Source organism: Mesorhizobium sp. M2A.F.Ca.ET.043.05.1.1, assembly GCF_003952445.1.
In the GTDB taxonomy this organism is placed as follows: Bacteria; Pseudomonadota; Alphaproteobacteria; order Rhizobiales; family Rhizobiaceae; genus Mesorhizobium.
Genome location: NZ_CP034446.1, coordinates 3,113,887 through 3,139,823, shown reverse-complemented (window position 1 = coordinate 3,139,823; position 25,937 = coordinate 3,113,887). Strand labels below are relative to the sequence as shown.

Sequence of the window (25,937 nt, the reverse complement as noted above, 5' to 3'; positions counted from 1 at the left end):
AACTGCAAACACCCAGAAAATTTCAGGTACTTCTAATATAAAGTATCTGAGATACTGCCGTCACGGGCAGAATGGAAGGCCGGAACGATGGGCACAACTATTGAGATTCCGGCCTAGCCGCAACAGCTACACGTCATTTTGCAAAACGTTGCAAGCCTAAAGCGCGTCGCGATCCTTCGGATGCGCTCCCATGCGCTTTAAGGCCCTTGATTTTACGCATGTTCTTTATCTCGAAACCGGTCCCCATTTTCGGGAGACATGCTTTAGGGGCTGGCCAACGCGGCCTCGACAGGTTTGACCGGCACCGCTGTCAGCGACTCCACTCGGCCGCCTTTGAGCGTTAGCCTCTTCGTGCACACGCTTTGAATAAGACTCTCGCTGTGGCTCGCCAGAACGATTATGCCTGCCTTTTCGGCCAGTTCATCCATGCGCTTCTTGGCCTTTTCCTGGAAAGAGGCATCCCCCGCCCCGATCCATTCGTCCATGAGCAGGATTTCGGGGTCGAGCGCCGTCGCCACCGAAAAGGCGAGCCGCGCCGCCATACCCTGGCTATAGGCCTTGAAGGGCAGGTCGATGAAATCGCCGAGCTCGCTGAAGGCAATGATGTCTTCCATCTTTTCTTCAATCTCGGCTTCCGACCATCCGTTGATCAAGCCCCGCAACACAATGTTGCGGCGGCCGGTCGCTTCGCGGCGAAACCCTATGTTGATGTTGAAAAGAGCGTCGACCTTACCTTCGATCACGACGCTCCCTCCGGAAGGCTCGTAAATGCCGTAGAGGACCTTCAGCAGTGTTGTCTTACCGGCTCCGTTCGGGCCGACAAGACCAAGCCGGTCGCCGGCCTTGAGTTCGAAACCGACGCCGTCGAGCGCCTGAACAAACTGCCTTCGGCCGGAGCCTTCTATTCGACCGCCAGTCGCGCCCAAACGCCGATCCGGCGCCGAAAGCGTCAGTTTTTCGTGCAGCTTGTAGATCAGGCTGACGTTGTCCAGCTTTATGGAAACCATCACAAACTCAAATCAAAAAGACGACCTGGCGGCGATAGCTGCCAAGCAGCAGCAGCGCGATCGTCCACGTGACCAACGCTGTGGCGCCGGTGATGGCGAAGGCGTTACTCGGAAACTCACCCCCGAGGATCGGAATGCGCGCAACGTCCAGGAAGTAAGAGAACGGGTTCCAGAGATAGGAGTATCTCTGTATCGCGTCTTGGCCATTATAGACCCAAAAGACGGGTGTGAAGAACATCCCAACGCGCATCAGATTGCCGACGATGAATTCGCTATCTGGGAAGAATGCGCCCAAAAACGCGAAGACCGTGATGAGGGCTGGTGTGGTCAACAAGATCAACAGCAGTCCAGCAAGCGACCACAGCCAGGCAGGCGTCAGCGACGGCCCGCTGATCAGCAGGATAATGATGCATCCGACAACTGCATAACCGGCCCGGATCACCGACTGTACCGTCAGCCGCATCACATAGACGAACAGCGGCAGCGTCGTACCTTCGATGAAGCTCTCTTCGCGCTTGAAGAGTGGGACGCTCAGGGAGATGATCTCCATGAGGTAAAACCACACCATAAGGCCGATGGCGACGTAGGCGCCATAGCCTGCCGCATCTTTGCCAATCGGTTGAAACACGAAAACGAATGTTCCCGCGAAGGCAAGATAGTTGACGAGAAGCCAAAGTGGTCCGAGCGTGGTGCGCCGATGCTGGTCTCCGATATCCTCATGAGCCAGGGCAATCCATACCCTTCGCAGCTTCATGGTTCGGGAGATGTCGTCGAGGGCGCCATTCAGTACCGAGATCATAGTCGTAGTGTCACAGTTTTTGTTCCGGTGATTCGCCTCTCGCCCCGCACGCCCCCTACACCTCTTTCATAGCTATTGCGACAAGCTTATGGCAGCGCGCTGCGGCTTAGTGAAGCCGGATCGTCATGCTATGATTTCCATTAGCAGAATCTGTTGGATGCTGCGGCAGTTTTCCTGAAGAATAACAGTCCAGTCTGAGTCGTTGCTGCTTTGAGACAAATCGTCAGCAAGATGATATCCGCCCAAAAAACCTCTGGCCCTCCCGCTCGCTCCGCGCTAAGGCGATAACCGGGTGACGGGGTTGGGGATTTGCAATCCAGAGTGGCGGCGGACGATGTTTTGTCCTGCGCGGTTCTGATAGCATGTCCCTGCGCCTGGAGTTCAGTACTACCCAATGACCGCCTATGTAGAAGCCGTGTCGGAACTCAGACCAAGGATGCGGCGCGCCATCATCATGGTCCAGGATCTCGTCATGGTCCTGGTGGCGGTGGCGCTCAGCCTCACCCTTTCGCAGTCGCGGCTGTCGTTCGAGGCGTTCTCCTTTGCCGGGCTGGCCTGCTGGGCGCTCATCGTGCTCATCGCCCATCTTTTGTTCCGCTCTTGTGGTCTTTACAATACCGTCTGGCGCTTTGCCTCCACGCCCGACTTCTTCAACATCCTCAAGGGCTGCGGCAGCCTGACGGTGGTCCTCTACCTGGCCTCGCTTGGCTTTCGCTTCTTCTTCCAGCCTGTCATGGGGCTCAACGAGCGCCAGTTCATCGTCTTTTTCCTGGTCTCCTTCACCATCATCTCAGCGCCCAGGCTCTACTACCGCTTCCTGCGGGACGGCGCGTCCTGGCGCATCCTGCGCCGCGCTCCGGACGCGCCGGTCAAGCAGGCGCTGTTCATCGGCCGGCTGAGCGAGGCGGACGTGATCGTGCGCTTCACCCGCACGGCGGTGCCGGCCGAATACGCCATCGCCGGCATCATGGCCACCGAGAGCGACGCGCCGCTCGGCACGCGGATCCAGGGCGTTCCGGTCGTGGCGCTCAGGCCGCGCCTGGTCGAGGTGCTGGAGGACTATGTCAGGGGCACGGAAAACCTCGATCTCCTGATCTTCGGCAATGGCGCGGAGCGCGACATCGAGGACTATGCCGAGCTGGTGCGCGTCGCCCGCCACAGCGGCATCGCCGTCGTCCAGTTCTCCGGGCTGTCGGAGCTGGGACAGGGCGGCAGGCTGGTTCTCGATACCGTCGAGATGGAAACCATCATGCGCCGTTCGGCGGTTGCCACCGACACGACACGCATCGGCGCCTTCGTCGCCGGCAAGCGGGTGATGGTCACCGGCGGCGCCGGCTCCATCGGCCGCGTGCTTGTCAAGCGCGCGCTGGAGCTGGGCGCCGAGTCGGTGCTGGTGGCCGACAATTCCGAATTCGGCATTTTCCAGCTCGATCAGCTGATCGACGAGAGGCACCGCGACCGGCTGACCAGCCGCATCGTCGACGTCACCGACCGGCCTCACATGATGCGTCTCGTCAGCGAGTTCAAACCCGGGATCCTCTTTCATGCCGCGGCGCTGAAGCACGTGCCGCTGCTGGAAGAGAACTGGGAAGCGGCGATCGAGACGAATGTCTTCGGCACGCTCGCCTGCGCCGAGATCGCCGCCGAATGCGGGGTGCCGCAGTTCCTGCTGATCTCCAGCGACAAGGCCGTCGCCCCGACTTCGGTGCTCGGCGTCACCAAGCGGGCGGCCGAGCAGATCGTCTCCTCGCTGCATGAGGCCCATGCAGCGCCATCGCCCTTGCATGCCGCCGCGGCGAACGGTCATGGGGCCGGCGCGCATCACACCCATTCCATGGGCGCGCATCGTTCCGGCACCAAGTTCATCGCCGTGCGCTTCGGCAACGTCTTCGGCTCCAATGGCTCGGTGGCGACCATCTTCCAGGCGCAGATCGAGGCCGGCGGGCCGGTCACCATCACCGACCGGCGCATGACCCGCTATTTCATGACCGTGGCCGAGGCGGTCGATCTGGTCATCATGTCGGCCGCCGATGCCGAGCAGCGCCAGGGCAAGGACGACTACGCCATCTACATGCTCGACATGGGCAAGCCCGTGCCGATCCTCGAAGTCGCCGAGACCATGATCCGCATGGCCGGCAAAAGCCCCTACACCGACATTCCGATCCGCTTCACCGGCATCAGGCCCGGCGAGAAGCTGCACGAGACGCTGCATGGCGAGAATGAAGAGGTCGTCAAGCTCGACATCGCCAAGATCTTCGGCCTCAGGAGCGACGTCGTGCAATGGTCCAGGATCGAGGCCGCGCTGCCGGCGCTGGTGGCCGCGATGCACGATCGCGACAAGGCCGCGGCGCTTGCCGTCCTGGCCGGCCTCTACCAGGCCGAGGCAGACCTCGGCGCGCACGGCCAGGCGGTGCCGAAAACGGCCGCACAGATCGGTTAGAGCAGTGCCGCCCGCCCGAAATCGGCCGTTGAAGCCCGTTCGAATGCGCCCGCGGGTTCAGAGACCGTGACCGCGAAAGGCCAGCGCGTGGCTGTTCTCATGGGCACGAAGGATGGCGCTGCATTCATCGGCGAGCAATTGGAATCGCTTTTCGCGCAGTCCTGGCCCGCGGTCGATCTGTGGGTTTCCGACGATGGCTCGACGGACGCCACGGTCGCAATCGTCGAGGCTTGGCGATCCCGCTGGAACAAGGGCTCCGTTACGCTGGTGGATGGTCCGCGAAAGGGTTTCGCCGCCAATTTCCGCTCGATGATCATCGATCCCCGCATCGATGCCGATTACTATGCCTTTTGCGACCAGGACGATGTCTGGGAGCCGGATCGGCTGGAGAGCGCCATCCGCTGGATCGAGGGAGAGGATAGCGACATGCCGCTCCTGTTCTGCTCGCGCACGGCGACCATTTCGGAGGCCGGCATCCCAGCAGGCTATTCGCCGCTGTTTCGCCGCCCGCCGTCTTTCCGCAACGCGCTGGTGCAAAGCATCGCCGGCGGCAACACCATGCTTTTCAACCGCAAGGCGCGCGACCTCCTGGCGAAAGCATCGGCAAGGACCGAATTCGTCAGCCACGACTGGTGGGCCTATCTCATCGTCACCGCCGCCGGCGGCAAGGTCCGCTACGAGCCGCGGCCGCTGGTCAGATACCGGCAGCACGCGGCGAACCTCGTCGGCGCCAATGTCTCGTGGAAGGCAAGGCTTTCAAGGCTCGGACGGCTGTTCCAGGGCCAGTTCGCTACCTGGACCGACACCAATCTCAGGGGCCTTGCCGTCAACCGCGATCTCATCGCGCCCGATCCCGCACTCTGCCTTCGCCTGTTCATCAGGGCGCGCAAGGGCAGCACCTTCAGGCGCTTCCGCCTGCTCGGCAAAAGCGGCGTCTACCGGCAGACATTGATGGGCACGCTCGGGCTCTACCTTGCTTTCCTTTCGCGCCGGATCTGAACCGTGACGGCAAAGCGGGTCTTTGATCTGGTTGTTGGGGCGGTGATGCTGGTTTTAACGTCACCGATCGTGCTGGTCGCGATGCTGGCGATCCGGGCGACGTCGGCCGGCCCGGCCATCTTCTCGCAAATCCGCGTCGGGCGGGAAGGCGCGCTCTTTTCCTGCCGTAAGCTGCGCACGATGCGTCGCGACACCCCCTCCTTGCCGACCCACCAGGCGCCAGCCAATTCGGTCACCGCGGTGGGCAAGGTGCTGCGCGCAACCAAGATCGACGAGTTGCCGCAGCTCTGGAACGTGCTCAAGGGCGACATGAGCCTGGTGGGACCGCGTCCGTGCCTGCCGACGCAGACGGAACTGATCGAACGGCGCAAGCAACTGGGCGTGCTCGCAGCGTTGCCGGGCATAACCGGGCTGGCGCAGATCAAGGGGATCGACATGTCGGATCCAAAACGCTGCGCCGAGACCGACGCGGCCTATGTCCAGGCGGCCTCCGTCGGCCTGGATATCAGGATATTGCTGGGAACGTTCTACCGCGCAGAGAGCGTGACGCGGAAACGATGAAACGCTCCTGGTTTCGGCGAAAACCGCCTGCGCTGGAATTAACTGGCCTGCCGCGCCAGTTCCTCGAGCCGGCCGAGCGTGTCGGCTTCCGGCATCCAGCCTTCCGAGGCCAGCAGCGACGGATCGCAGACCTGCGTCGCCACCAAAGCCTGCCACGACGCCTGTCGGCCACTGAGCGTGGCCAGCAGCCGGAACGGCCAGGCCGGCATGGGGACGAGCCGGGCGGACCGGCCGTATCCGCGCCGGAACGCGGTGATGATCTCAGACAGCGCAACCGGCGAGGCATCGCCCAGCACATAGGTGGGGCGCGGCGGCGTCGGACGGGCCAGGAGATGCGTCACGGCGCCAGCAACCGCGTGATGCGAGACCAGCGAACGAACCGCGGTAAAGGCGGCTGCGGGCAGCGGCAGACCGGTGGCGGCAAGACGCATCAGTCCGCGCAGATTTCCCTTCATGCCTTCGCCATAGACCGGCGGCAGCCGCAGCGCCGTCGCGCCCGCATGTCCGGCGGTCGCAAAAGCCTCCAGCATTGCGATTTCGCCTTCACGCTTGGAGCGCCCGTAGGCGCATTGCGGGGCAGGGGGCGTGGCTGCGTCGATCGTGCCGCTGAAATCGGCCGCCACGACGGCGCGGATCGAGGAGAGATAGATGAAGCGCCCTTCGGCGCGCTTGGCGGCCGCCTGGGCGAGCCGTCCGGTCAGTGTCGCGTTGACAGCCCGCAAGTCGGCCTCGCCGGCGCCGCGATCATTGTTGAGCGCCGCGCAGTGGACGACATGCGTCACGTCGCGCATCAGCGCCAGATAGGCTTCCTGCGGCGCATCGGCGCCGGGCAGCGCGACGGCATCATCCTCGCCTGCCAGCCGCTGCGGCAGGCGCGAAGCGGTCCGTACGTCGAATCCGGCTTGGCGCAACCGGCCGACGACCCGGCGCCCGATGAAGCCTGTCGCCCCGGTGACCAGGACCTTCATGGTTGCCGGCTGGCGCCCGGCGCCACCGCAGGCGCGTCCTTGGCGGTCGGCGCCACCGTCCGCCCGGACGCAAGGTAGGTCCCTGAAATCAGGAACACCATCAGCGTCGCGTCGAGGATATCGTGGCCGACGAGGATGCCGGCCATTCCGCCGATGAGATAGGTGATGACCGCGACGAGGACCATCGTCGCGCCGAACCGCTCGACCGGATCGACGCTGAGGCGCAGCGTCCTTGCCGCGTTCCATGCGGCGACGATGAAGATCGACGCCAGCGCCAGCCCCCCGAGCAGCCCGGCTTCGACCATCGCGGTCAGGAAGCCGTTGTGAAAATGGCTGAAGCCCGCGCTCAGACCGAACTGCTCATGAAAACCCTGCTTCATCAGGGCGCGGCTGGCCGTGATGCCATGGCCGAAAATCGGCATCTCGCGAACCGCGGCAAGGCCGATCTCCCACATTGCCACGCGCAAGCCGAGCGCCGTCGAATGATCGCCATTGGCGTTCAGCGCATCCCAGTCGCTGACCAGGAAGTCGGCTCGATCCATGATGGCGCTAGACCCGATGGCGGCGATCGTCAGGGCGACCACGACGCCGATCACCGCCAAGCGCGCCATGCTGGCGTTGGTGAACCGGCGGCGGTTGACGAGAAGCACGACGATACCGGCAATCGGCACCGCCACCCAGATCATGCGTGACCCGGAATAGACGATCGCAATGGTTCCGGCGATCGCCGCCAGGATCAGCAGCTTCGAGCGTTTCTCGATGCCTGACAGCGCGCCGGCGAGGCATAGCATGACGGCAAGGCAGGTAACGGTTGCGAAGACGATCGCGTTTCCGGCCCCGCCCTCGGCCCTCGTGCCCAGCCAGTGATACTGGACGATGGCGATCGCCAACGCGCCGAAACAGGCCGCGGCGCTTGCCAGAATGGCGATGCGTGCCAGCGCGGTCTTCTCGGTAATGCTCCAGGTCGAATAGGAGATCGGGAAAAGCAGGAAGGTGATCAGCGGCAGGAAGAACCGCAGATCGGCGGCCAGCGTGCCATTGACGATCGAAGCGAGAACCATGGCCGCGCAATAGGCGTAGATCGCCGCGGTCAAGGCGAGCATCGGCCCGTCGATGTTGAAGCGCCGCCGCTTCGCGGCCAGCAGCATTGCCGACCACACGCCGCCGGCATTGAAGGTGATGCTGACGAGCGATCCAAGCACCGGCGGCGAGAAAAAGCAGACGATCGAGAAATAGAAATTGATCTGAGCGGGCGTGAGCTGGCGTCGGAGCTTTGTAAACGGGTTCAAATGCTTGCTTCGCAATTTCCAGGTTGCGCCCGGATCCGTGATGCCAGCTGATGGCTGGCTGGACGTACCCGTTTGCCGCGCCTTGCCCGTTCCCCGAGCCCATATAGCCGCTGGCGTCGTTCCGCGATAGGCCGGTTGACGATGTTCCGACAGAAAACCTTGGTTCGGAGCGGCCGGCATCGGAACTTACGGTTCCTTTCCCCGCTTCCGCGTTTCGAGCGCCCTGGGAGGATTTTCCGCTTTCTCGGCCTCGCTTGGAAAATTCGTTCCCTAATCATCGTGCGTCCGGCGCGTCCCGCATTGTTATGAACAGCGCCGATCTGTTAGAACGCCCGCACGAAACAGTTTGTCCAAGTGAAATTTGCGCCCGGGCGGCATGGAATTGCGCCTGCAATGCAAGATTTCCGCTCGACGGCACGAGAGAACGCTCGACAGTCCATGAATATCGCGCTCACGCATCTGCAGCGGCTCGAGGCCGAATCCATCCACATCTTCCGTGAGGTCGCGGCCTCCTTCTCCAAGCCGGTGATGCTCTATTCCGTCGGCAAGGATTCCTCGGTGCTGATGCATCTGGCGATGAAGGCCTTCTATCCGGCCAAGCCGCCTTTCCCGTTCCTGCATGTCGACACCACCTGGAAGTTCCGCGAGATGATCGCCTTTCGCGACCAGATGGCGCAGAAGCTCGGCTTCGACCTGCTGGTCCACGTCAACGAGGATGGCTTGCGCGACGGCATCAATCCCTTCGATCATGGCTCCAACACCCATACCCATGTGATGAAGACGGTGGCGCTGCGCCAGGCGCTCGACAAATATGGTTTCGATGCGGCCTTCGGCGGCGCCCGCCGCGACGAGGAGAAGTCGCGCGCCAAGGAGCGCATCTTCTCCTTCCGCAACGCGCAGCATTCCTGGGACCCCAAGAACCAGCGGCCGGAAATGTGGAAGATCTTCAACACCCGCATCGCGCCGGGCGAGTCGATCCGCGTCTTTCCGCTGTCCAACTGGACCGAGCTCGACATCTGGCAGTACATCCTGCAGGAAAACATCCCGATCGTGCCGCTCTATTTCGCCAAGGAACGGCCGGTGGTCGAGCGCGACGGCATGCTGATCATGAAGGATGACGACCGCATGCAGCTGCGTCCCGGCGAGGCGATCGAGAACCGGCTGGTGCGCTTCCGCACGCTGGGCTGCTACCCGCTGACCGGCGCCATCGAATCGGAAGCGGACACGCTGGAGGCCATCGTTGGCGAGATGCTGACCGCCCGCACCTCCGAGCGCCAGGGCCGCCTCATCGATCGCGACGAGGCGGGCTCGATGGAAAAGAAGAAGCGCGAGGGTTATTTCTGATCATGCGCCACATCATGGCCAAGAGCCTCGCCCCGACCGATTCCATCCGCGACTATATGGCCGCGCAGGAGAAGAAGTCGCTGCTGCGCTTCCTCACCTGCGGCTCCGTCGATGACGGCAAGTCGACGCTTATCGGCCGCCTGCTCTCCGACACCAAGCAGATCTTCGAGGACCAGCTTGCCGCACTGGAGAAGGATTCGCGCAAGCACGGCACCACCGGCGACGACATCGACTTCGCGCTGCTGGTCGACGGGCTGGAGGCGGAGCGCGAGCAGGGCATCACCATCGACGTCGCCTACCGCTTCTTCGCTACGCCCAAGCGCAAGTTCATCGTCGCCGACACGCCCGGCCATGAGCAATACACGCGCAACATGGCGACCGGCGCCTCGACCGCGGATCTCGCCATCGTGCTGATCGACGCCCGCCAGGGTGTGCTGCGCCAGACCCGGCGTCATTCGATCATCGCCTCGCTGCTCGGCATCCGTCACATCGTGCTGGCGGTCAACAAGATTGATCTTATCGGCTTCGACAAGGCTGCGTTCGACCAGATCGTCGCCGACTATGGCGAGTTCGCAAAACAACTCGGCTTCGTCAGCGTTGTGCCGATCCCTATGTCGGCGCGATTCGGCGACAACGTCACCAGCCGTTCCGAGCGCACGCCCTGGTATTCCGGTCCGTCGCTCATCGAGCATCTGGAAACCGTGTCGGTCGACGAAGCCGCCGTCGAGCTGCCATTCCGCTTCCCCGTCCAGTATGTGAACCGGCCGAACCTCGATTTCCGCGGCTTCGCCGGCACCATTGCGTCGGGCACCGTTTCGCAGGGAGACGAGGTCGTCGTCGCCAAGTCCGGCAAGGCGTCCCGGGTCAAGCGCATCGTCGCGCAGGGCGGCGATCTCGATCAGGCGGTCGCCGGCCAGGCGATCACGCTGGTCCTCGAGGATGAAGTCGAGGTGTCGCGCGGCAACATGCTGGTGTCGCCTGCGGCACGGCCGCAGGTCGCCGACCAGTTCGCCGCCAACATCGTCTGGTTCGACGAGCAGGCGCTGCTGCCCGGCCGCTCCTACATCCTGCGCACCGAGACCGATCAGGTCAGCGCCACCGTCACCGACCTCAAATACCGGGTCAACGTCAACGATTTCGCGCATGAGGCGGCGAAGTCGCTCGACCTCAACGAGGTCGGCGTCTGCAATCTCTCGACCCGCGCGCCGATCGCTTTCGATCCCTTCGCCGAGAACCGCACCACCGGCGCCTTCATCCTGATCGACCGCATCACCAATGCCACCGTCGGCGCCGGCATGATCCTGCATTCGCTGCGGCGCGCGGACAACATCCACTGGCAGTCGCTCGACGTCGGCAAGCGCGGCCGTTCCGACCTGAAGAACCAGCGCCCGGCGGTGTTCTGGTTCACCGGGCTTTCCGGTTCCGGCAAGTCGACCATCGCCAACCTGTTCGAGAAAAAGCTGTTCGCCTCCGGCCGCCACACCTATATTCTCGACGGCGACAATGTCCGCCACGGGTTGAACCGCGATCTCGGCTTCACCGACGCCGACCGCGTCGAAAACATCCGCCGCGTCGCCGAAGTGGCCAAGCTGATGGCCGATGCAGGGCTGATCGTCATCGTCTCCTTCATCTCGCCCTTCGCCGCCGAGCGCCGCATGGCGCGCGAGCTGATGGCCGAGGGCGAGTTCGTCGAAGTGTTCGTCGATACCCCATTCGAGGAATGCGCAAGGCGTGACCCGAAGGGCCTTTATGCGCGCGCCCTGAGCGGCGAGATCAAGAACTTCACCGGTGTCGATTCTCCCTATGAGGCGCCGGAGAACCCGGAAATTCATCTCAAGACCCTCGGCAGGAGTCCGCAGGAGATGGCGGAAGCCCTCGAACACTGGCTGATCGAGCGCGACATTGCCGAGGAGCAGTATGACAATGGCGGCGGTATCTGACGACGAGGCGATGCTGGGCGTTTTCGAGCGCCTGGCGCTGGAAGCGGGGCGCGAGGTGATGCGCGTCTTTCACGAAGGCTGCGCCGTCGACAGCAAGGCGGACTCTTCGCCGGTGACGGAAGCCGACCGCGAAAGCGAGAAGATCATCCTTGCAGGCCTGCGCGCCGCCTATCCGGATATCCCATGCGTGGCCGAGGAAGAGGTGGCGGCGGGCATTGCCACGCCCGATCTCGATGGCGCCTTCTTCCTGATCGATCCGCTCGATGGCACCAAGGAATTCGTCAACCGCCGCACCGATTTCACCGTCAACATCGCGCTGGTGCGCCATGGCGTTCCGGACGTGGGCGTTGTCTACGCGCCCTGCACCGGGCGCTTCTTCAGTGGACGGCCTGGCAAGGCCGAGGCGCTGGAGGTCGATGCCGATTATCACATTGCCGGCCGCCGGCCGATCACCGTGCGGGCAGGGGGCACGCCACTGGCCGTCGTCGCCAGCCGTTCGCACAACACGCCTGAAACCGACGCCTTCATCCGCGACCTCGGTCCCGCCGAGATTGTCTCGATCGGCTCTTCATTGAAATTCTGCCTGCTCGCCGCGGCGGAGGCGGACGTCTATCCGCGCTTCGGCCGCACCATGGAGTGGGACACGGCAGCGGGTGACGCGGTGCTGCGCGCCGCGGGTGGCATGACGCGCACACTCGACGGCCGGCCGCTCGTCTACGGCAAGCGCAACCAGGCGAGCGACAGCGATTTCGCCAATCCGCATTTCATCGCAACAGGGAAGAGCGCTGCGTAGGGCTTTGGTGATTGGCCGCCCACTTCGCGTTCGTCATCCTAGGGCGGAGCAAGGAGCGAAGCGACGCACGCAGACCCTAGGATCCATGCCGTTACGCTAAGGCGTTGCAACGGTTACAGAATTCTGCTCCGCCGCGGTCACGTTCAACGTTACGGCATGGATCCTCGGGTCAAGCCCGAGGATGACGAAGGCGCTGTTTAAGCCGCCGCCACATGCGCCGAGTTCGACCCGATATAATTGCGGATCGTCTCGATGATGCGGTCCTGGTCGACTTCGCTGAGATAGGCGTGCATCGGCAGGCAGAGGATCTGCTTCGGCAGCGTTTCGGAGACGGCAAGACCCGTCGGCGTGCGCGGATAGTCCTTGTAGGCCACCTGCTCATGCAAGGGCTTCACATAATAGATCACCGAGGGGATGCCTTTTTCGCCGAGATGAGCCTTGAGCCCGTCGCGCTTCGGCGTCTCGATGGCGTACTGCGCCCAGGCCGAGCGGCCGTGGCCGAGATTGCGCGACGCCTTGACGATGTCGCCGAGGCCCTTGGCATAGCGGTCGGCAACCACCTGGCGGGCCACCATTTCCTCTTCGAGGATGGCGAGCTTCTCGATCAGAATCGCTGCCTGCAGTGTGTCGAGGCGCGAATTGATGCCGACGCGGACATTGTCATATTGCGTCTCGCCCTTGCCGTGAAAGGCGAAGGAACGAAGCTTGTCGGCCATCGCACCGTCATTGGTGAACATCGCGCCGCCATCGCCGTAGCAGCCAAGCGGCTTGGCCGGATAAAAGCTGGTCGAGCCGACATGGCCGAAGGCGCCGCACATCTTGGCGTCGGCGGAACCGCCCATCGACTGCGCGGCGTCCTCGATCACCAGGAGGTTCTCGCGTTTGGCGATCGCCATGATCGCCTCATAGTCGGCGGCGAGCCCGAACAGGTCGACCGGGATGATCGCCTTCGGCTTGAGGCGGCCTTCCTTCTTGATCATCTCGATCGCCGCCTCGAGGCTGGCGATGTCGATGTTGTATGTATCACGATCGACGTCGACGAAGACCGGCTCGGCCTTGGCCAGCGCCACCACTTCGGCGGTCGCGGCGAAGGTGAAGCTCGGCACGAACACCGCGTCGCCCGGGCCGATGCCGGCGGCAAACAGCGGCAGGAGCAGCGCATCGGTGCCGTTGGCGCAGGCGACGACATGCTTGACGCCGATATAGGCGGCGAGCTTGCTCTCGAATTCGGTGACCTGGGGTCCCAGGATGTAGCGGCCGTCCTCGACGACGTGGTCGATCGCGGCCTTCAGCCGGTCGCGGATACGTTCGCGCTGCGCGCCAAGATCGATGAACTGCATGTCGGCCTCGAATGCCAATAAAATCGGCCCGCTGGTATCAGACTTGGCGCGGTTGAGAAAGCCGACCACGGCGAGGGCGAATTGCCTATGTGTCGCAGCCTGTTACCGCTTTTGCCGGCGCAATGCCCGAAAAAGCCGGAAATCCGTGCTTTGCGAGGCGCTTGCGGCCTCTCTTGTCGCGGCGCCCCGTTGCCGGGAAACATAAAGTGATCGGCCGGGAAGGGCGATCCGGCGGCGGATCAGGCGATTTCGTGCCGCCATGGCGGGTTGGCGCCGGCCCGCGACACCGTTACCGCCGCCGCTCTGGCGCCGAGTTCCAGCGCCTTGCGGATGGCGTCTTCGGACAGGCTGCCGATCGCCGCCTTGGTGAGCAGGCCCTGCTCATGCAGCGAGGCCAGGATGCCGGCATTGAACGTATCGCCGGCGCCGACCGTGTCGACCACCTTCACCTTCTGCGGCATGACCGTCACCTTATGCGCCTTGCTGTAGCCGACCGCGCCTTCGCTGCCATGCGTGACGACGATCAGCTTCGGCCCGCGATCCAGCCAGTTACGCACCACATCCTCATGCGAGCCGGCCTCGTCGAACCATTTGAGGTCCTCGTCAGAGAGTTTGACGATGTCGGCCATCGCCATCATCTCGCGGATGCGCCGCAGGTGCTTGGCCTTGTCCGGGATGAAATTCGGCCGGATGTTGGGGTCGAGCATCATCACGCGGCTTTCGTGCTCGCGTCGCATGAACTCCTCATAGGCCGATCCGGCAGGCTCCGAGATCAGGCTGATGGCGCCGAACAACATCGCCTCGATCTCGGTGCCGAGCTTCGGCAGGTCCTCGATGGTCAGCATGCGCCCGGCGGTGTTCTCGTCATAGAAGGTGTAGGTCGCCTGGCCGTTGGTGAGCCGCACGAAGGCGAGCGTCGTCGGACGAGGGGACGTGTGCGCATAGGTGGAGCTCACCTTGCTGGCGCCGAGCGCGTCGCGGAACTGGCCGCCGAACAGGTCAGAGGAGAGGCCGGAGAAGAAGCCGGCCGGGGCGCCCAGCCGTCCAAGCGCGATCGCGGAGTTGAACACCGCGCCGCCAACATAGGGGGCGAAGGCGGCTTCGCCTTCCGTGGTGATGCGCGGCAGCATGTCGATCAGGGCTTCGCCACAGCAAAGGATCATGTCGTCTTGGTCTCCGGCGGATCAATCACGCCCTTGCGGATGATGATGTTGGCAAAGAGCCTGGGTTCGCTGGTCGCCACGATCGCATGCGCGGCCTTGACGCGTGCATAGAAGTCGGGTCCGGCCAGCGCAACCACCTTGTGGCCCGGCGCGCGTCTGGCGCAGACCGCTTCCATCTCGCGATGCACGGGATCGGCCAGCGTCGGGTCGCCCTGCACCGAGGCGCGGAACAGCGCTTCCGGCACCGCTTCGTCCACCGGCAGCACGCTGAGCACGGCGTCGAGGACCGGGATGACCTGGTGGCCGTCGGCGCGGATCAGCCGCCGCGCCTGTTCCTCGGCCGGATAATTGCCGTCGACGATCGCGATCTCGTCGCCATGGCCCATCGCCCTGAGCGTCGCCAGGAACTGCGGCCCGAGCAGCGAGGGGATGCCGATCAGCATGGTCAGGCGCCTCCGGTCGTGTTCGGTCTGACCAGGAAACGCTCGGAAAGCGGCAGGCTGGCGCCGCCCAGCGCCCGCGCGTGGATGCCGACGGTGCCCTCTCGCACGAAGGGCAGCTTCAGTCCCTCGGCATCGATGCCGGAGATGGCTTGCCGGATCGCCTCGACAAGACGGCGCCGCACATCGAGCGGCATCCAGCCGTCGATCACCGCCGCTTCGAAATCGATGACCGACGAGGCCGCGACGATGGCATAGGCAAGCGCGCGCGAGGCGCTGGCGATCCATTCGTCGAGCTCGGGGCCGATGTCGCCCCATTCCTGCGGCGAGGTCCAAAGATAGGAGCCGTCGATCCCCTTGGCGGAAAGCGCCTTCTCCAGCATTGCAATCGAGGCGACGTCGATGAGCTGCGTCGGCTTGCCGTCCGGCCCCGGCACCGGCATCGATCCGAGCGCGCCGGCGTTTCCCTTCGGCCCGCTGTAAAGGCGGCCGTTGAGAACGATGCCGCCGCCGGCAAAGGCGCCGATGTAGAAATAGACGAAGTCGCGCGCCGCGCCCGCCTGGCCGAAGACAAGCTCGGCGCCGCAGGCCGAAGTCGCGTCGTTCTGCAGGTAGACGGGGAACTCGCACTGCGCCTGGATGTCGGCGCGTATGTCGCGATGGCGCCATTCGTCCATGACGTCGCGCGGCGCGCCGGCCGTGTCGGCCCAGTTCCATAGCTCGAACGGCATGGCGATGCCGAGGCCGGCGATGCGCTTGTCCTGCGCCGGCGTCAACTCGGCGCGCATCGTCTTGATGCCGGCAGTGACGAATTCGACGGTCTCGCGCGGCGCGGGATAGCGGTAGGAATGCTGCAGCATGGCGCGCACATTGCCGAGGAAGTCGATCAGCACCAGCTCGGCGCTGCGCCGGCCGATCTTGAGGCCGATGAAGAAGGCGCCTTCCGGGTTGAGCGCCATCGGGATCGAAGGTTGGCCGATCTTGCCGCGCAGCGGCGCCTGGCGCACCAGCAGCTTGTCTTCCTCGAGCTCGCGCATGATCACCGACACCGTCTGCGCCGACAGCCCGGTCATGCGCGCGATATCGGATTTGGCCAGGCTGCCGTGCTGGCGCACCAGGGACAGCACCAACCGTTCATTGTGGTCGCGCATGCCGCTTTGGTTGGTGCCGCGATGCAGCCGACTCTCCAAAGCCTCGGGCGAACCGTGCCTCGCAATGCCGGTCTCCACCCTGTTCCTCCCGTTTGTTTCCCCGCGATGCTTTTCGTTCAGAATGAGTGAACGACGCAAGAGTGTCAATAATAAATAAGAGTGATTTAATTATTGACAGCCGTTCTGTCCTGGTGTTTTTTGAGATGTGTCCACGCTGGGAGAAAAGGTGGATGCGCTTGGGACGCCGGGTGGCCGGTGTCCGCAACAGTTCCATTGGGAGGAAAATCGTGACCAAGAAATCACTGCTGAAGTCTACCGTGTTTGCGGCCGCAGGCTTGGGCCTGATGGCGTTCGCTTCGTCGGCATCGGCCGCCGGCGTCGGCGCCTGCCTGATCACCAAGACCGACACCAACCCCTTCTTCGTCAAGATGAAGGAGGGCGCGACCGCCAAGGCCAAGGAGCTTGGCGTCGACCTCAAGACCTATGCCGGCAAGATCGACGGCGACAGCGAAAGCCAGGTGGCGGCGATCGAAAGCTGTATCGCCGACGGCGCCAAGGGCATCCTGATCACCGCGTCCGACACCAAGGGCATCGTGCCGACGGTGAAGAAGGCGCGTGACGCCGGCCTGCTGGTCATCGCGCTCGACACGCCGCTCGATCCGATCGATGCCGCCGACGCCACCTTCGCCACCGACAACCTCGAAGCCGGCAAGCTGATCGGCGCCTGGGCCGCCGCCACGCTTGGCGACAAGGCCAAGGACGCCAAGATCGGCTTCCTCGACCTCACCCCTCGCAGCCGACCGTCGACGTGCTGCGCGACCAGGGCTTCATGATGGGCTATGGCATCGACGTGAAGGATCCCAACAAGATCGGCGACGAGGACGATCCGCGCATCGTCGGCCATGACGTGACCAACGGCAATGAGGAAGGCGGCCGCAAGGCGATGGAGAACCTTCTCCAGAAGGACAACACCATCAACGTCATCCACACCATCAACGAGCCCGCCGCCGTCGGCGCCTATCAGGCGCTCAAGGCCGTCGGTCTCGAAAAGCAGGTGCTGATCGTCTCGGTCGACGGCGGTTGCCCAGGCGTGAAGTCGGTCACCGAAGGCGTGATCGGCGCCACCTCGCAGCAATATCCGCTGCAGATGGCCGCGCTCGGCATCGAGGCCATCGCCAATTACGCCAAGGACGGCACCAAGCCGAAGCCGACCGAAGGCAAGAACTTCTTCGACACCGGCGTCAACCTCGTGACCGACAAGCCGGCCAACGGCGTGAAGTCCATCGACACCAAGGAAGGGCTCGCCAAGTGCTGGGGCTGATGCCTGCCTGAGCGCACAAACCTCGCGGCTGGGGACTTGATCCCCGGCCGCATCGGGTGGACGATGCATTTTCGTAAGCGCTGATAAGCCCGGCGACAGACCGGAATGCGTAAACGCGGCACGGAGCCATGACGAAGTTCCGTGAGACGGGAGGAGATATGTCCCAAATCCAGGAATTCGAGAAGGTTCTCTCGGGCAGCGATACCAACGTCGCCGCCTTCGAGGAGCACGGCAAATCGTTTGTGAAGCGCGCCCAGCATTTCCTGCATTCCACGCCGGCGGCGGTGCCGCTGATCGTGCTGGTGCTGTCGATCATCATCTTCGGCGTCGCCATCGGCGGCCGCTTCTTTTCGTCCTACACGTTGACGCTGATCCTGCAGCAGATCGCCATCGTCGGCATCCTGGGCGCCGCCCAGACGCTGGTCATCCTGACCGCCGGCATCGACCTTTCGATCGGCGTGATCATGGTGATCTCGGCCGTGATCATGGGTAACTGCGCCATCACCTACGGCATGCCGACCATCCTGGCCGTGCTGCTCGGCCTTGCCGCCGGCGCGGCCTGCGGCCTGCTCAACGGCTTGCTCGTCGCCTACATGAAGCTGCCGCCATTCATCGTCACGCTCGGCACCTGGAACATCGTCATGGCGACGAATTTCATCTATTCGGCCAATGAGACGATCCGCGACGCCGACGTCGACGCCCAGGCACCGCTGCTGCACTTCTTCGCCCTGAGCTTCAGGGTCGGTTCGGCCGTGCTGACGGCCGGCGTCATCGCCATGGTGCTGCTGGTGATGCTGCTCTGGTATGTGCTGAACCACACCGCCTGGGGGCGCCATGTCTATGCCGTCGGCGACGACCCCGAGGCGGCCAAGCTTTCCGGTATCCAGACCAAGAAGGTGCTGATGGCCGTCTACACGCTTGCCGGCCTGATCGCCGCCTTCGCCGCCTGGGTCTCGATCGGCCGCAACGGCTCGATCTCGCCGTCCGCCGCCGTCACCGACTACAATCTTCAAGCCATCACCGCCACGGTGATCGGCGGCATCTCGCTCTTTGGCGGCCGCGGCTCGATCCTCGGCACGCTGTTCGGCGCCATGATCGTCGGCGTCGTCTCGATGGGTCTCAACATGCTGGGCGCCGATCCGCAATGGAAAGTCCTGCTCACCGGCGTGCTGATCATCGGCGCCGTTGCGGTCGACCAGTGGATCAGAAAGGTTTCGGTGTAATCATGACCCAGCAGCCTGTTCTTACCGCGCGCGGTCTCACCAAGCGCTACGGCCGCGTGACGGCGCTCAACAACTGCGACTTCGATCTCTATCCGGGCGAGATCCTGGCGGTGATCGGCGACAACGGCGCCGGCAAGTCGACGCTGATCAAGGCGATCTCCGGTGCGGTGATCCCCGACGAGGGGACGATCGAGCTCGACGGCAAGCAAGTTCTGTTCCGCTCGCCCATCGAGGCGCGCGAGGCCGGCATCGAGACCGTCTATCAGAACCTCGCTCTGTCGCCGGCGCTTTCGATTGCCGACAACATGTTCCTTGGCCGCGAGATCCGCAAGCCAGGCCCGCTCGGCAGCTGGTTCCGCATGCTCGACCGCCCGGCGATGGAAAAGCGCGCCCGCGACAAGCTCACCGAGCTCGGCCTGATGACCATCCAGAACATCAGCCAGGCGGTGGAGACGCTTTCCGGCGGCCAGCGCCAGGGCGTGGCGGTGGCGCGCGCCGCCGCCTTCGGCTCGAAAGTGGTGATCATGGACGAACCGACCGCGGCGCTCGGCGTCAAGGAGAGCCGGCGCGTGCTGGAGCTGATCCTCGACGTCAAGAAGCGTGGCCTGCCGATCGTGCTCATCTCGCACAACATGCCGCATGTCTTCGAGGTGGCCGATCGCATCCACATCCACCGGCTCGGCCGTCGGCTCTGCGTCGTCGATCCCAAGCAGATTTCGATGTCGGACGCCGTCGCGCTCATGACCGGCGCCAAGAAGCCGCCGGAGGATGCGCTGGCGGCTTGATCTCCAGGACAGGGAATTGCAGCAGGCAGGCTGTCGGCTCGATCACTTAATCGATTGAACGCATGCTGCAATGCGATAGGATGGGCTGGGAGAAACGGCGAAAGCCGCTATGATCAGGCCAACTGAACGAGAGGCGATATGACATCCGCCATGACGATCGAAGCCCCTGTCCTCGACCATCCCGATCCCAAGACGCTTGCCGAAGAAGTCCTGATGTCGCTCAAATACCGGGTCGGCAAGGACACCACCGTCGCCACGCCCTATGACTGGCTGACCGCCTCGATCAAGGTGGTGCGCGACCGCATCGTCGACCACTGGATCCAGGCGACCAAGGAAGCCTACGACCAGCAGGAAAAGCGGGTCTATTACCTGTCGCTCGAATTCCTGATCGGCCGCCTGATGCGCGATGCCTTCTCCAATCTCGGTTTGATGGAGAACATGCGCGAGGCGCTGTCCTCGCTCGGCGTCGACCTCGACCTGATCGCCGGCCTCGAGCCGGACGCAGCACTTGGCAATGGCGGCCTCGGCCGTCTCGCCGCCTGCTTCATGGAAAGCATGGCGACTGTCGACATCCCCGCCCATGGCTACGGCATCCGCTACGCCAACGGCATGTTTCGCCAGGAAATCCAGGGCGGCTGGCAGGTCGAATTGCCGGAGACCTGGCTCGACCACGGCAATCCCTGGGAGTTCGAGCGGCGAGAACGCTCCTTCGAAGTCGGCTTCGGCGGCTCGGTGGAATCGATCACCACAAAGGACGGCCGGCTGGAGCGTCACGTCTGGAAGCCGACCGAGCATGTGCTGGCGGTCGCCTATGACACGCCGGTGGCCGGCTGGCGGGCCAGGCGCGTCAACACGCTGCGGCTCTGGTCCGGCATGCCGATCGACCCGATCCTGCTCGACAAGTTCAACGCCGGCGATCACATCGGCGCGCTGGCCGAAAGCAACAAGGCCGACGCGCTGTCGCGTGTGCTTTATCCGGCCGATTCCCACATGGCCGGCCAGGAGTTGAGGCTCAGGCAGGAATATTTCTTCTCGACCGCCTCGCTGCAGGACATCGTCCAGCGCCATCTCAGCCAGTATGGCGACCTGAAGTCCTTGCCCGACAAGGCGGCCATCCACCTCAACGACACCCATCCCGCGGTCGCGGTGCCGGAGCTGATGCGGCTGCTGATGGACGTCCATGGCATGGATTTCGACCTTGCCTGGGACATCACCAAGCGCACCTTCGGCTACACCAACCACACGCTGCTGCCCGAGGCGCTGGAAAGCTGGCCGGTGCCGCTGTTCGAGCGGCTTTTGCCGCGCCACATGCAGATCGTCTACGCCATCAATGCCCAGGTGCTGCTGGAGGCCCGGGCCACCGGAAAATTCTCGGGCGACCAGATCGCACGCATCTCGCTGATCCAGGAAAATGGCGACCGCCGCGTGCGCATGGGCAACCTGGCCTTTGTCGGCTCGCATTCGATCAACGGCGTCTCGGCGCTGCACACCGAACTGATGAAGGAGACGGTGTTCGCCGATCTCCACAAGCTCTATCCCGATCGCATCAACAACAAGACCAACGGCATCACGCCGAGACGCTGGCTGATCCAGTGCAATCCCGGCCTGACCGCGCTTGCGCGCGAGGCGATCGGCGACCGCTTCATGGACGACATCGAGAAGATCAAGGGCCTCGATCCCTTGGCCGACGATGCCGCGTTCCGCGAGAAATTCGCCGCCGTGAAGCGCCAGAACAAGGCGCGGCTCGCCAACCTCGTCGCCGACCGGCTTGGCATCAGGCTCGACCCGTCGGCGCTGTTCGACATCCAGGTCAAGCGCATCCACGAATACAAGCGCCAATTGCTCAACATCCTGGAGGCGATCGCGCTCTACGACCAGATCCGCTCGCATCCCGAGCGGGACTGGATGCCGCGCGTGAAGTTCTTCGGCGGCAAGGCGGCGCCGAGCTACCACAACGCCAAGCTGATCATCAAACTGGCCAACGACGTCGCGAAGGTCATCAACGGCGATCCGTCGGTGCGCGGCCTGCTGAAAGTCGTGTTCGTGCCGAACTACAATGTCAGCCTGGCCGAGGTGATGATGCCGGCCGCCGACCTCTCCGAGCAAATCTCGACCGCCGGCATGGAGGCGTCGGGAACCGGCAACATGAAGTTCGCGCTGAACGGCGCGCTGACCATCGGCACGCTCGACGGCGCCAATGTCGAGATCAAGGAACATGTCGGCGACGACAACATCTTCATCTTCGGCCTCACCACCGCCGAAGTCGCCGAGCGGCGCAACAATGGCTACAATCCGCGTGAAGTGATCGAGGCCTCGCCCGAGCTGTCGCAGGCGGTGTCCGCCATTTCCTCCGGCGTCTTCTCGCCCGACGATCCCGGCCGTTATCGCGACCTGATGAACGGCCTCTACCAGAGCGACTGGTTCATGGTGGCGGCCGACTTCGATTCCTACGCCGCCTGCCAGCGCGAGGTCGACGCCGTCTGGCGCAACAGCCCCGACTGGCACGCGCGCGCCATCCGCAACGTCGCCCGCGTCGGCTGGTTCTCGTCCGACCGCACGATCCGCCAATATGCGAAAGACATCTGGAACGTGCCCGTCTGATATGATTGCATGAGCCACCAGGAATGTGGCCCCGGTGCATGCCGCCCAAATCACGGCATGCACCAAGACTAAGTTAGTGCATGCCGCCCAAAAGTGCGTAGCGGTTTTGGGATCGCGACATGCGCCAAGACAAAGAACGGCGCGTGCCGCACCAAGGCATGCGCCAGAACAAGATGCCCGGGGAGGGCGACCGCTTGATGAGGAAGCCGCGCGCGACCGCTGCGACAAGCGGGCCGGACGGACTGGCGCCTGCCGGCGATGTCGCGGCGATTGTCGCCGGAACGCATGGCGATCCTTTCGCGGTTCTGGGCGTGCAGGAGGCCGGCAAGGGCTTCGTCGCCCGCTGCTTCGTGCCCAACGCCGAATTCGTCACCGCCTATACGCTGACCGGCAAGGAGGCCGGCGAGCTCTCGCGCCGCGACGATGCCGGCTTCTTCGAGGGCAAGGTCTCGATCCGCAAGCGCCAGCCGCTGCGCTATCACGCCAGGAATGCCGGCGGCGACTGGTGGCTGACCGATCCCTATTCCTTCGGCCCAGTTCTGGGACCGATGGACGACTATTACATGGCCGAGGGCTCGCACTTACGGCTGTTTGACAAGCTCGGCGCCCATATCATCGATCATGAGGGCGCCACCGGCGTGCATTTCGCTGTCTGGGCGCCCAATGCCAGGCGGGTCTCCGTGGTCGGGACCTTCAACGACTGGGATGGCCGCCGCCACACCATGCGCGACCGCAAGGACACCGGCATCTGGGAATTGTTCATCCCCGATCTCGCCGCCGGCCAGCCCTACAAGTTCGAGATCATCGCGCCCGACGGCGTGCGCCTGCCGCTCAAGGCCGACCCGTTCGCCTTCGAATCGGAACTACGCCCGGCGACCGCCTCGGTGACGGCGCCGCCGATGGCGCATCAATGGGGCGACGAGGCGCATCGCGGCTACTGGCGCAAGGCCGATCCCCGGCGCGAGGCGATCTCGATCTATGAGGTCCATGCCGGCTCCTGGCAGCGTCGCGACGACGGAACGTTCCTCTCCTGGGACGAGCTCGCCGCGCGGCTGATCCCTTACGTGGTCGACACCGGCTTCACCCATATCGAGTTCCTGCCGATCTCGGAGCACCCTTACGACCCGTCCTGGGGCTACCAGACCACCGGCCTTTACGCGCCGACGGCTCGCTTCGGCGATCCCGACGGCTTCGCCCGTTTCGTCGACGGCGCGCATCGCGCCGGCATCGGCGTCATTCTTGACTGGGTGCCGGCGCATTTCCCGGTCGATGAGCATGGGCTGGTGCAATTCGACGGCACCGCGCTTTACGAGCATGCCGATCCGCGCCAGGGTTTTCATCCCGATTGGAACACCGCGATCTACAATTTCGGCCGCCGCGAGGTGGTGTCGTTCCTCGTCAACAACGCGCTGTTCTGGGCCGAGAAATACCATGTCGACGGATTGCGCGTCGATGCGGTCGCCTCGATGCTCTACCTCGATTATTCGCGCAAGGCGGGCGAATGGATCCCCAACGAGAAGGGCGGGCGCGAGAACCTGCAGGCCGTCAGCTTCCTGCAGAAGATGAACAAGGAGCTCTACGGCCACCACCCCGGCGTGATGACGATCGCCGAGGAATCGACCTCATGGCCGAAAGTGTCGCGTCCCGTGCATGAGGGCGGGCTCGGCTTCGGCTTCAAGTGGAATATGGGCTTCATGCATGACACGCTGGAATACCTTTCCAAGGAGCCGATCTTCCGCAAGCACCACCACAACGACATCACCTTCGGCCTGATCTACGCTTTCTCCGAAAACTTCGTGCTGCCGCTCTCGCATGACGAGGTCGTGCACGGCAAAGGCACGCTGCTCCACAAGATGGCCGGCGACGACTGGCAGAAGTTCGCCACGCTGCGCGCCTATTACGCCTTCATGTGGGGCTATCCCGGCAAGAAGCTCCTGTTCATGGGCCAGGAATTCGCCCAGCGCCGCGAGTGGAGCGAGGCGCGCGCGCTCGACTGGAACCTGCTCGAATTCGCGCCGCATCGCGGCGTCTGGCAGACCGTGCGCGACCTGAACTACCTCTACCGTTCGCGCCCGGCTTTGCATGCGCGTGACTGCGAGCCGGAGGGCTTTTCCTGGCTGATCGTCGACGACCGCGACAATTCGGTCTTCGCCTGGCTGCGCAGCGCGCCGGACGGCAACCCGGTCGCCGTCATTTCCAATTTCACGCCGGTGCCGCGCGAGAACTATCGCGTGCCGCTGCCGAGGGCGGGAAAGTGGCGCGAAATCATCAATACGGATGCCGCCGACTATGGCGGCTCCGGCATGGGCAATGGCGGCGTGATCGAGGCCAGCGGGGAAGGGGGCGGCGTATCGGCGACGATGCTTCTGCCGCCGCTGGCGACGATCATGCTGGAATTCGTCGCGGACTGAGGCAGATGATATCTCATCCTGCTCTTGCAGCGGTCCGGGCAACTTATTTGGGAGGGTAACAAAATGGCAGAACTCAAAAGAACCCAGCCGCTGGCGCGCGACGCCATGGCCTATGTCTTGGCCGGCGGCCGCGGCAGCCGTCTCAAGGAACTGACCGACCGGCGCGCCAAACCCGCCGTCTATTTCGGCGGCAAGACGCGCATCATCGATTTCGCGCTGTCCAATGCGCTCAATTCCGGCATCCGCCGCCTCGGCGTCGCTACCCAGTACAAGGCGCATTCGCTGATCCGCCACCTGCAGCGCGGCTGGAACTTCCTGCGGCCAGAGCGAAACGAAAGCTTCGACATCCTGCCGGCGTCGCAGCGCGTTTCGGAAACGCAATGGTATGAAGGCACGGCCGACGCCGTCTACCAGAACATCGACATCATCGAGGCCTATGGGCCGGAATACATGGTCATCCTCGCCGGCGACCACATCTACAAGATGGACTACGAGCTGATGCTGCGCCAGCATGTCGATGCCGGCGCCGACGTCACCGTCGGCTGCCTGGAGGTGCCGCGCCTGGAGGCGACCGGCTTCGGCGTCATGCATGTCGATGCCAAGGACAACATCATCGCCTTCGTCGAAAAGCCGGCCGATCCGCCGGGCATCCCGGACAAGCCGGAATTCGCGCTGGCATCAATGGGCATCTATGTCTTCAAGACCAAGTTCCTGATGGAGCAGCTGCGCCGCGACGCCGCCGAGCCCGGCTCCAGCCGCGACTTCGGCAAGGACATCATCCCCTATATCGTCCAGCACGGTAAGGCGATCGCCCACCGCTTCGCCAAATCCTGCGTGCGTTCCTCGCATGAGTCCGAGCCCTACTGGCGCGACGTCGGAACGGTCGATGCCTATTGGGAAGCTAATATCGACCTCACCGACGTTACGCCCGAGCTCGACCTCTACGACCGCGACTGGCCGATCTGGACCTATGCGGAATTGAAGCCGCCGGCAAAGTTCGTGCATGACGAGGACGGCCGCCGCGGCGAGGCGATCTCCTCGCTGGTGTCCGGCGACTGCATCGTCTCCGGCGCTTCGCTGCGTCGCAGCCTGGTCTTCACCGGCGCGCGCATCAACTCCTATTCGAAGCTGGAGGAGGTTGTGATGCTGCCCGACGTGACTGTCGGCCGCAACGCGCGCCTCAGGCGCGTCGTCATCGACCATGGGGTGCAAATCCCCGAGGGGCTGGTGGTCGGCGAGGATGCGGCGCTCGACGCCAAGCGTTTTCGCGTATCTGAAAAGGGCATCTGCCTGATCACGCAGGACATGATCAACAAGCTGTCGACCCCGTAGGGTCGATCAAGCCGTCAACTTGCCGATCAA

19 protein-coding genes and 1 pseudogene are annotated in these 25,937 nt (G+C 63.8%); 12 read left to right on the top strand and 8 right to left on the bottom strand.

What is annotated here, in order from left to right:
* Positions 1–263: 263 nt before the first annotated feature.
* A complete protein-coding gene (locus EJ069_RS15575) occupies positions 264–1,007 on the bottom strand; it encodes an ABC transporter ATP-binding protein (RefSeq protein ID WP_126062045.1) in 744 nt (247 codons plus the stop codon).
* A gap of 7 nt (positions 1,008–1,014) precedes the next feature.
* Positions 1,015–1,806 (bottom strand): ABC transporter permease, encoded by a 792-nt coding sequence (locus EJ069_RS15570; RefSeq protein WP_126062044.1) that lies wholly within the window; start codon positions 1,804–1,806, stop codon positions 1,015–1,017.
* A 394-nt stretch (positions 1,807–2,200) separates the two neighbouring features.
* Here EJ069_RS15570 and EJ069_RS15565 point away from each other — a divergent pair, with 394 nt between their 5' ends.
* From EJ069_RS15565 to EJ069_RS15555, 3 genes are all read left to right on the top strand, one after another.
* The gene (locus tag EJ069_RS15565; protein WP_189476388.1) at positions 2,201–4,246 is read left to right on the top strand and encodes a nucleoside-diphosphate sugar epimerase/dehydratase; all 2,046 of its coding nucleotides are present in this window, start codon (positions 2,201–2,203) and stop codon (positions 4,244–4,246) included.
* An 87-nt stretch (positions 4,247–4,333) separates the two neighbouring features.
* The gene (locus EJ069_RS15560) at positions 4,334–5,245 is read left to right on the top strand and encodes a glycosyltransferase family 2 protein (protein ID WP_245456585.1); all 912 of its coding nucleotides are present in this window, start codon (positions 4,334–4,336) and stop codon (positions 5,243–5,245) included.
* A 3-nt stretch (positions 5,246–5,248) separates the two neighbouring features.
* Positions 5,249–5,806: a sugar transferase gene (locus EJ069_RS15555; protein WP_281060072.1), complete on the top strand. Its 558-nt coding sequence runs from the start codon at positions 5,249–5,251 to the stop codon at positions 5,804–5,806.
* Between the two features lie 38 nt (positions 5,807–5,844).
* Here EJ069_RS15555 and EJ069_RS15550 read toward each other — a convergent pair whose 3' ends face one another.
* Together EJ069_RS15550 and EJ069_RS15545 are read right to left on the bottom strand one after the other, a co-directional pair.
* A complete protein-coding gene (locus EJ069_RS15550; RefSeq protein ID WP_126062043.1) occupies positions 5,845–6,774 on the bottom strand; it encodes an NAD-dependent epimerase/dehydratase family protein in 930 nt (309 codons plus the stop codon).
* The gene (locus EJ069_RS15545) at positions 6,771–8,063 is read right to left on the bottom strand and encodes an O-antigen ligase family protein (RefSeq protein ID WP_126062042.1); all 1,293 of its coding nucleotides are present in this window, start codon (positions 8,061–8,063) and stop codon (positions 6,771–6,773) included. The genes EJ069_RS15550 and EJ069_RS15545 overlap by 4 nt, the downstream gene beginning before the upstream one ends.
* Before the next feature lie 438 nt (positions 8,064–8,501).
* Here EJ069_RS15545 and cysD point away from each other — a divergent pair, with 438 nt between their 5' ends.
* Genes cysD through cysQ form a run of 3 tightly spaced genes read left to right on the top strand, consistent with a single transcriptional unit; the run spans position 8,502 to position 12,140 of the window.
* Positions 8,502–9,407 carry a sulfate adenylyltransferase subunit CysD gene (gene cysD / locus EJ069_RS15540; RefSeq protein ID WP_245456583.1) on the top strand — a complete coding sequence of 302 codons (906 nt, stop codon included), beginning with the start codon at positions 8,502–8,504 and terminating at the stop codon, positions 9,405–9,407.
* Positions 9,408–9,409: 2 nt separating this feature from the next.
* Positions 9,410–11,347 carry a sulfate adenylyltransferase subunit CysN gene (gene cysN / locus EJ069_RS15535; protein ID WP_145965058.1) on the top strand — a complete coding sequence of 646 codons (1,938 nt, stop codon included), beginning with the start codon at positions 9,410–9,412 and terminating at the stop codon, positions 11,345–11,347.
* A gap of 10 nt (positions 11,348–11,357) precedes the next feature.
* Positions 11,358–12,140, top strand: a complete 783-nt coding sequence (cysQ, locus tag EJ069_RS15530; RefSeq protein ID WP_189476493.1) for a 3'(2'),5'-bisphosphate nucleotidase CysQ — start codon at positions 11,358–11,360, stop codon at positions 12,138–12,140.
* A 197-nt stretch (positions 12,141–12,337) separates the two neighbouring features.
* Here the strand turns inward: cysQ and EJ069_RS15525 are convergent, their stop codons facing one another.
* The 4 genes from EJ069_RS15525 to EJ069_RS15510 all read right to left on the bottom strand — a co-directional run bounded on the left by EJ069_RS15525 (position 12,338) and on the right by EJ069_RS15510 (position 16,312).
* The gene (locus EJ069_RS15525) at positions 12,338–13,480 is read right to left on the bottom strand and encodes a DegT/DnrJ/EryC1/StrS aminotransferase family protein (RefSeq protein WP_126062038.1); all 1,143 of its coding nucleotides are present in this window, start codon (positions 13,478–13,480) and stop codon (positions 12,338–12,340) included.
* 239 nt (positions 13,481–13,719) lie between these two features.
* Complete coding sequence (locus tag EJ069_RS15520; RefSeq protein WP_126062037.1) at positions 13,720–14,643, bottom strand: carbohydrate kinase; 924 nt, start codon at positions 14,641–14,643, stop codon at positions 13,720–13,722.
* Positions 14,640–15,086 (bottom strand): RbsD/FucU domain-containing protein, encoded by a 447-nt coding sequence (locus EJ069_RS15515; RefSeq protein ID WP_126062036.1) that lies wholly within the window; start codon positions 15,084–15,086, stop codon positions 14,640–14,642. Before EJ069_RS15515 ends, EJ069_RS15520 begins: the two co-directional genes overlap by 4 nt.
* A 2-nt stretch (positions 15,087–15,088) precedes the next feature.
* Positions 15,089–16,312 carry an ROK family transcriptional regulator gene (locus EJ069_RS15510; RefSeq protein ID WP_126062035.1) on the bottom strand — a complete coding sequence of 408 codons (1,224 nt, stop codon included), beginning with the start codon at positions 16,310–16,312 and terminating at the stop codon, positions 15,089–15,091.
* Positions 16,313–16,578: 266 nt separating this feature from the next.
* Between EJ069_RS15510 and EJ069_RS15505 the strand changes: the two are divergent.
* From EJ069_RS15505 to glgC, 6 genes and pseudogenes are all read left to right on the top strand, one after another.
* Positions 16,579–17,555 (top strand): annotated as a pseudogene (locus EJ069_RS15505) (sugar ABC transporter substrate-binding protein).
* A gap of 158 nt (positions 17,556–17,713) precedes the next feature.
* Positions 17,714–18,778, top strand: a complete 1,065-nt coding sequence (locus EJ069_RS15500; RefSeq protein WP_041005280.1) for an ABC transporter permease — start codon at positions 17,714–17,716, stop codon at positions 18,776–18,778.
* A 2-nt stretch (positions 18,779–18,780) separates the two neighbouring features.
* Positions 18,781–19,563, top strand: a complete 783-nt coding sequence (locus EJ069_RS15495) for an ATP-binding cassette domain-containing protein (RefSeq protein ID WP_126062034.1) — start codon at positions 18,781–18,783, stop codon at positions 19,561–19,563.
* Between the two features lie 138 nt (positions 19,564–19,701).
* The gene (locus EJ069_RS15490; RefSeq protein ID WP_126062033.1) at positions 19,702–22,164 is read left to right on the top strand and encodes a glycogen/starch/alpha-glucan phosphorylase; all 2,463 of its coding nucleotides are present in this window, start codon (positions 19,702–19,704) and stop codon (positions 22,162–22,164) included.
* Between the two features lie 197 nt (positions 22,165–22,361).
* Positions 22,362–24,575 (top strand): 1,4-alpha-glucan branching protein GlgB, encoded by a 2,214-nt coding sequence (gene glgB / locus EJ069_RS15485; RefSeq protein WP_126064743.1) that lies wholly within the window; start codon positions 22,362–22,364, stop codon positions 24,573–24,575.
* A gap of 63 nt (positions 24,576–24,638) precedes the next feature.
* Positions 24,639–25,907, top strand: a complete 1,269-nt coding sequence (gene glgC, locus EJ069_RS15480) for a glucose-1-phosphate adenylyltransferase (protein WP_126062032.1) — start codon at positions 24,639–24,641, stop codon at positions 25,905–25,907.
* Positions 25,908–25,937: the final 30 nt, after the last annotated feature.

Excerpts from the sequence above, each read along its gene's own strand:
- cysN (WP_145965058.1), top strand. The coding sequence starts at position 9,410 with ATGCGCCACATCATGGCCAAGAGCCTCGCCCCGACCGATTCCATCCGC.
- EJ069_RS15565 (WP_189476388.1), top strand. The coding sequence starts at position 2,201 with ATGACCGCCTATGTAGAAGCCGTGTCGGAACTCAGACCAAGGATGCGG.
- cysD (WP_245456583.1), top strand. The coding sequence starts at position 8,502 with ATGAATATCGCGCTCACGCATCTGCAGCGGCTCGAGGCCGAATCCATC.
- EJ069_RS15575 (WP_126062045.1), bottom strand. The coding sequence starts at position 1,007 with ATGGTTTCCATAAAGCTGGACAACGTCAGCCTGATCTACAAGCTGCAC.
- EJ069_RS15495 (WP_126062034.1), top strand. The coding sequence starts at position 18,781 with ATGACCCAGCAGCCTGTTCTTACCGCGCGCGGTCTCACCAAGCGCTAC.
- glgC (WP_126062032.1), top strand. The coding sequence starts at position 24,639 with ATGGCAGAACTCAAAAGAACCCAGCCGCTGGCGCGCGACGCCATGGCC.
- EJ069_RS15500 (WP_041005280.1), top strand. The coding sequence starts at position 17,714 with ATGTCCCAAATCCAGGAATTCGAGAAGGTTCTCTCGGGCAGCGATACC.
- cysQ (WP_189476493.1), top strand. The coding sequence starts at position 11,358 with ATGCTGGGCGTTTTCGAGCGCCTGGCGCTGGAAGCGGGGCGCGAGGTG.
- EJ069_RS15520 (WP_126062037.1), bottom strand. The coding sequence starts at position 14,643 with ATGATCCTTTGCTGTGGCGAAGCCCTGATCGACATGCTGCCGCGCATC.
- EJ069_RS15525 (WP_126062038.1), bottom strand. The coding sequence starts at position 13,480 with ATGCAGTTCATCGATCTTGGCGCGCAGCGCGAACGTATCCGCGACCGG.
- glgB (WP_126064743.1), top strand. The coding sequence starts at position 22,362 with ATGAGGAAGCCGCGCGCGACCGCTGCGACAAGCGGGCCGGACGGACTG.
- EJ069_RS15570 (WP_126062044.1), bottom strand. The coding sequence starts at position 1,806 with ATGATCTCGGTACTGAATGGCGCCCTCGACGACATCTCCCGAACCATG.
- EJ069_RS15490 (WP_126062033.1), top strand. The coding sequence starts at position 19,702 with ATGACATCCGCCATGACGATCGAAGCCCCTGTCCTCGACCATCCCGAT.
- EJ069_RS15550 (WP_126062043.1), bottom strand. The coding sequence starts at position 6,774 with ATGAAGGTCCTGGTCACCGGGGCGACAGGCTTCATCGGGCGCCGGGTC.
- EJ069_RS15515 (WP_126062036.1), bottom strand. The coding sequence starts at position 15,086 with ATGCTGATCGGCATCCCCTCGCTGCTCGGGCCGCAGTTCCTGGCGACG.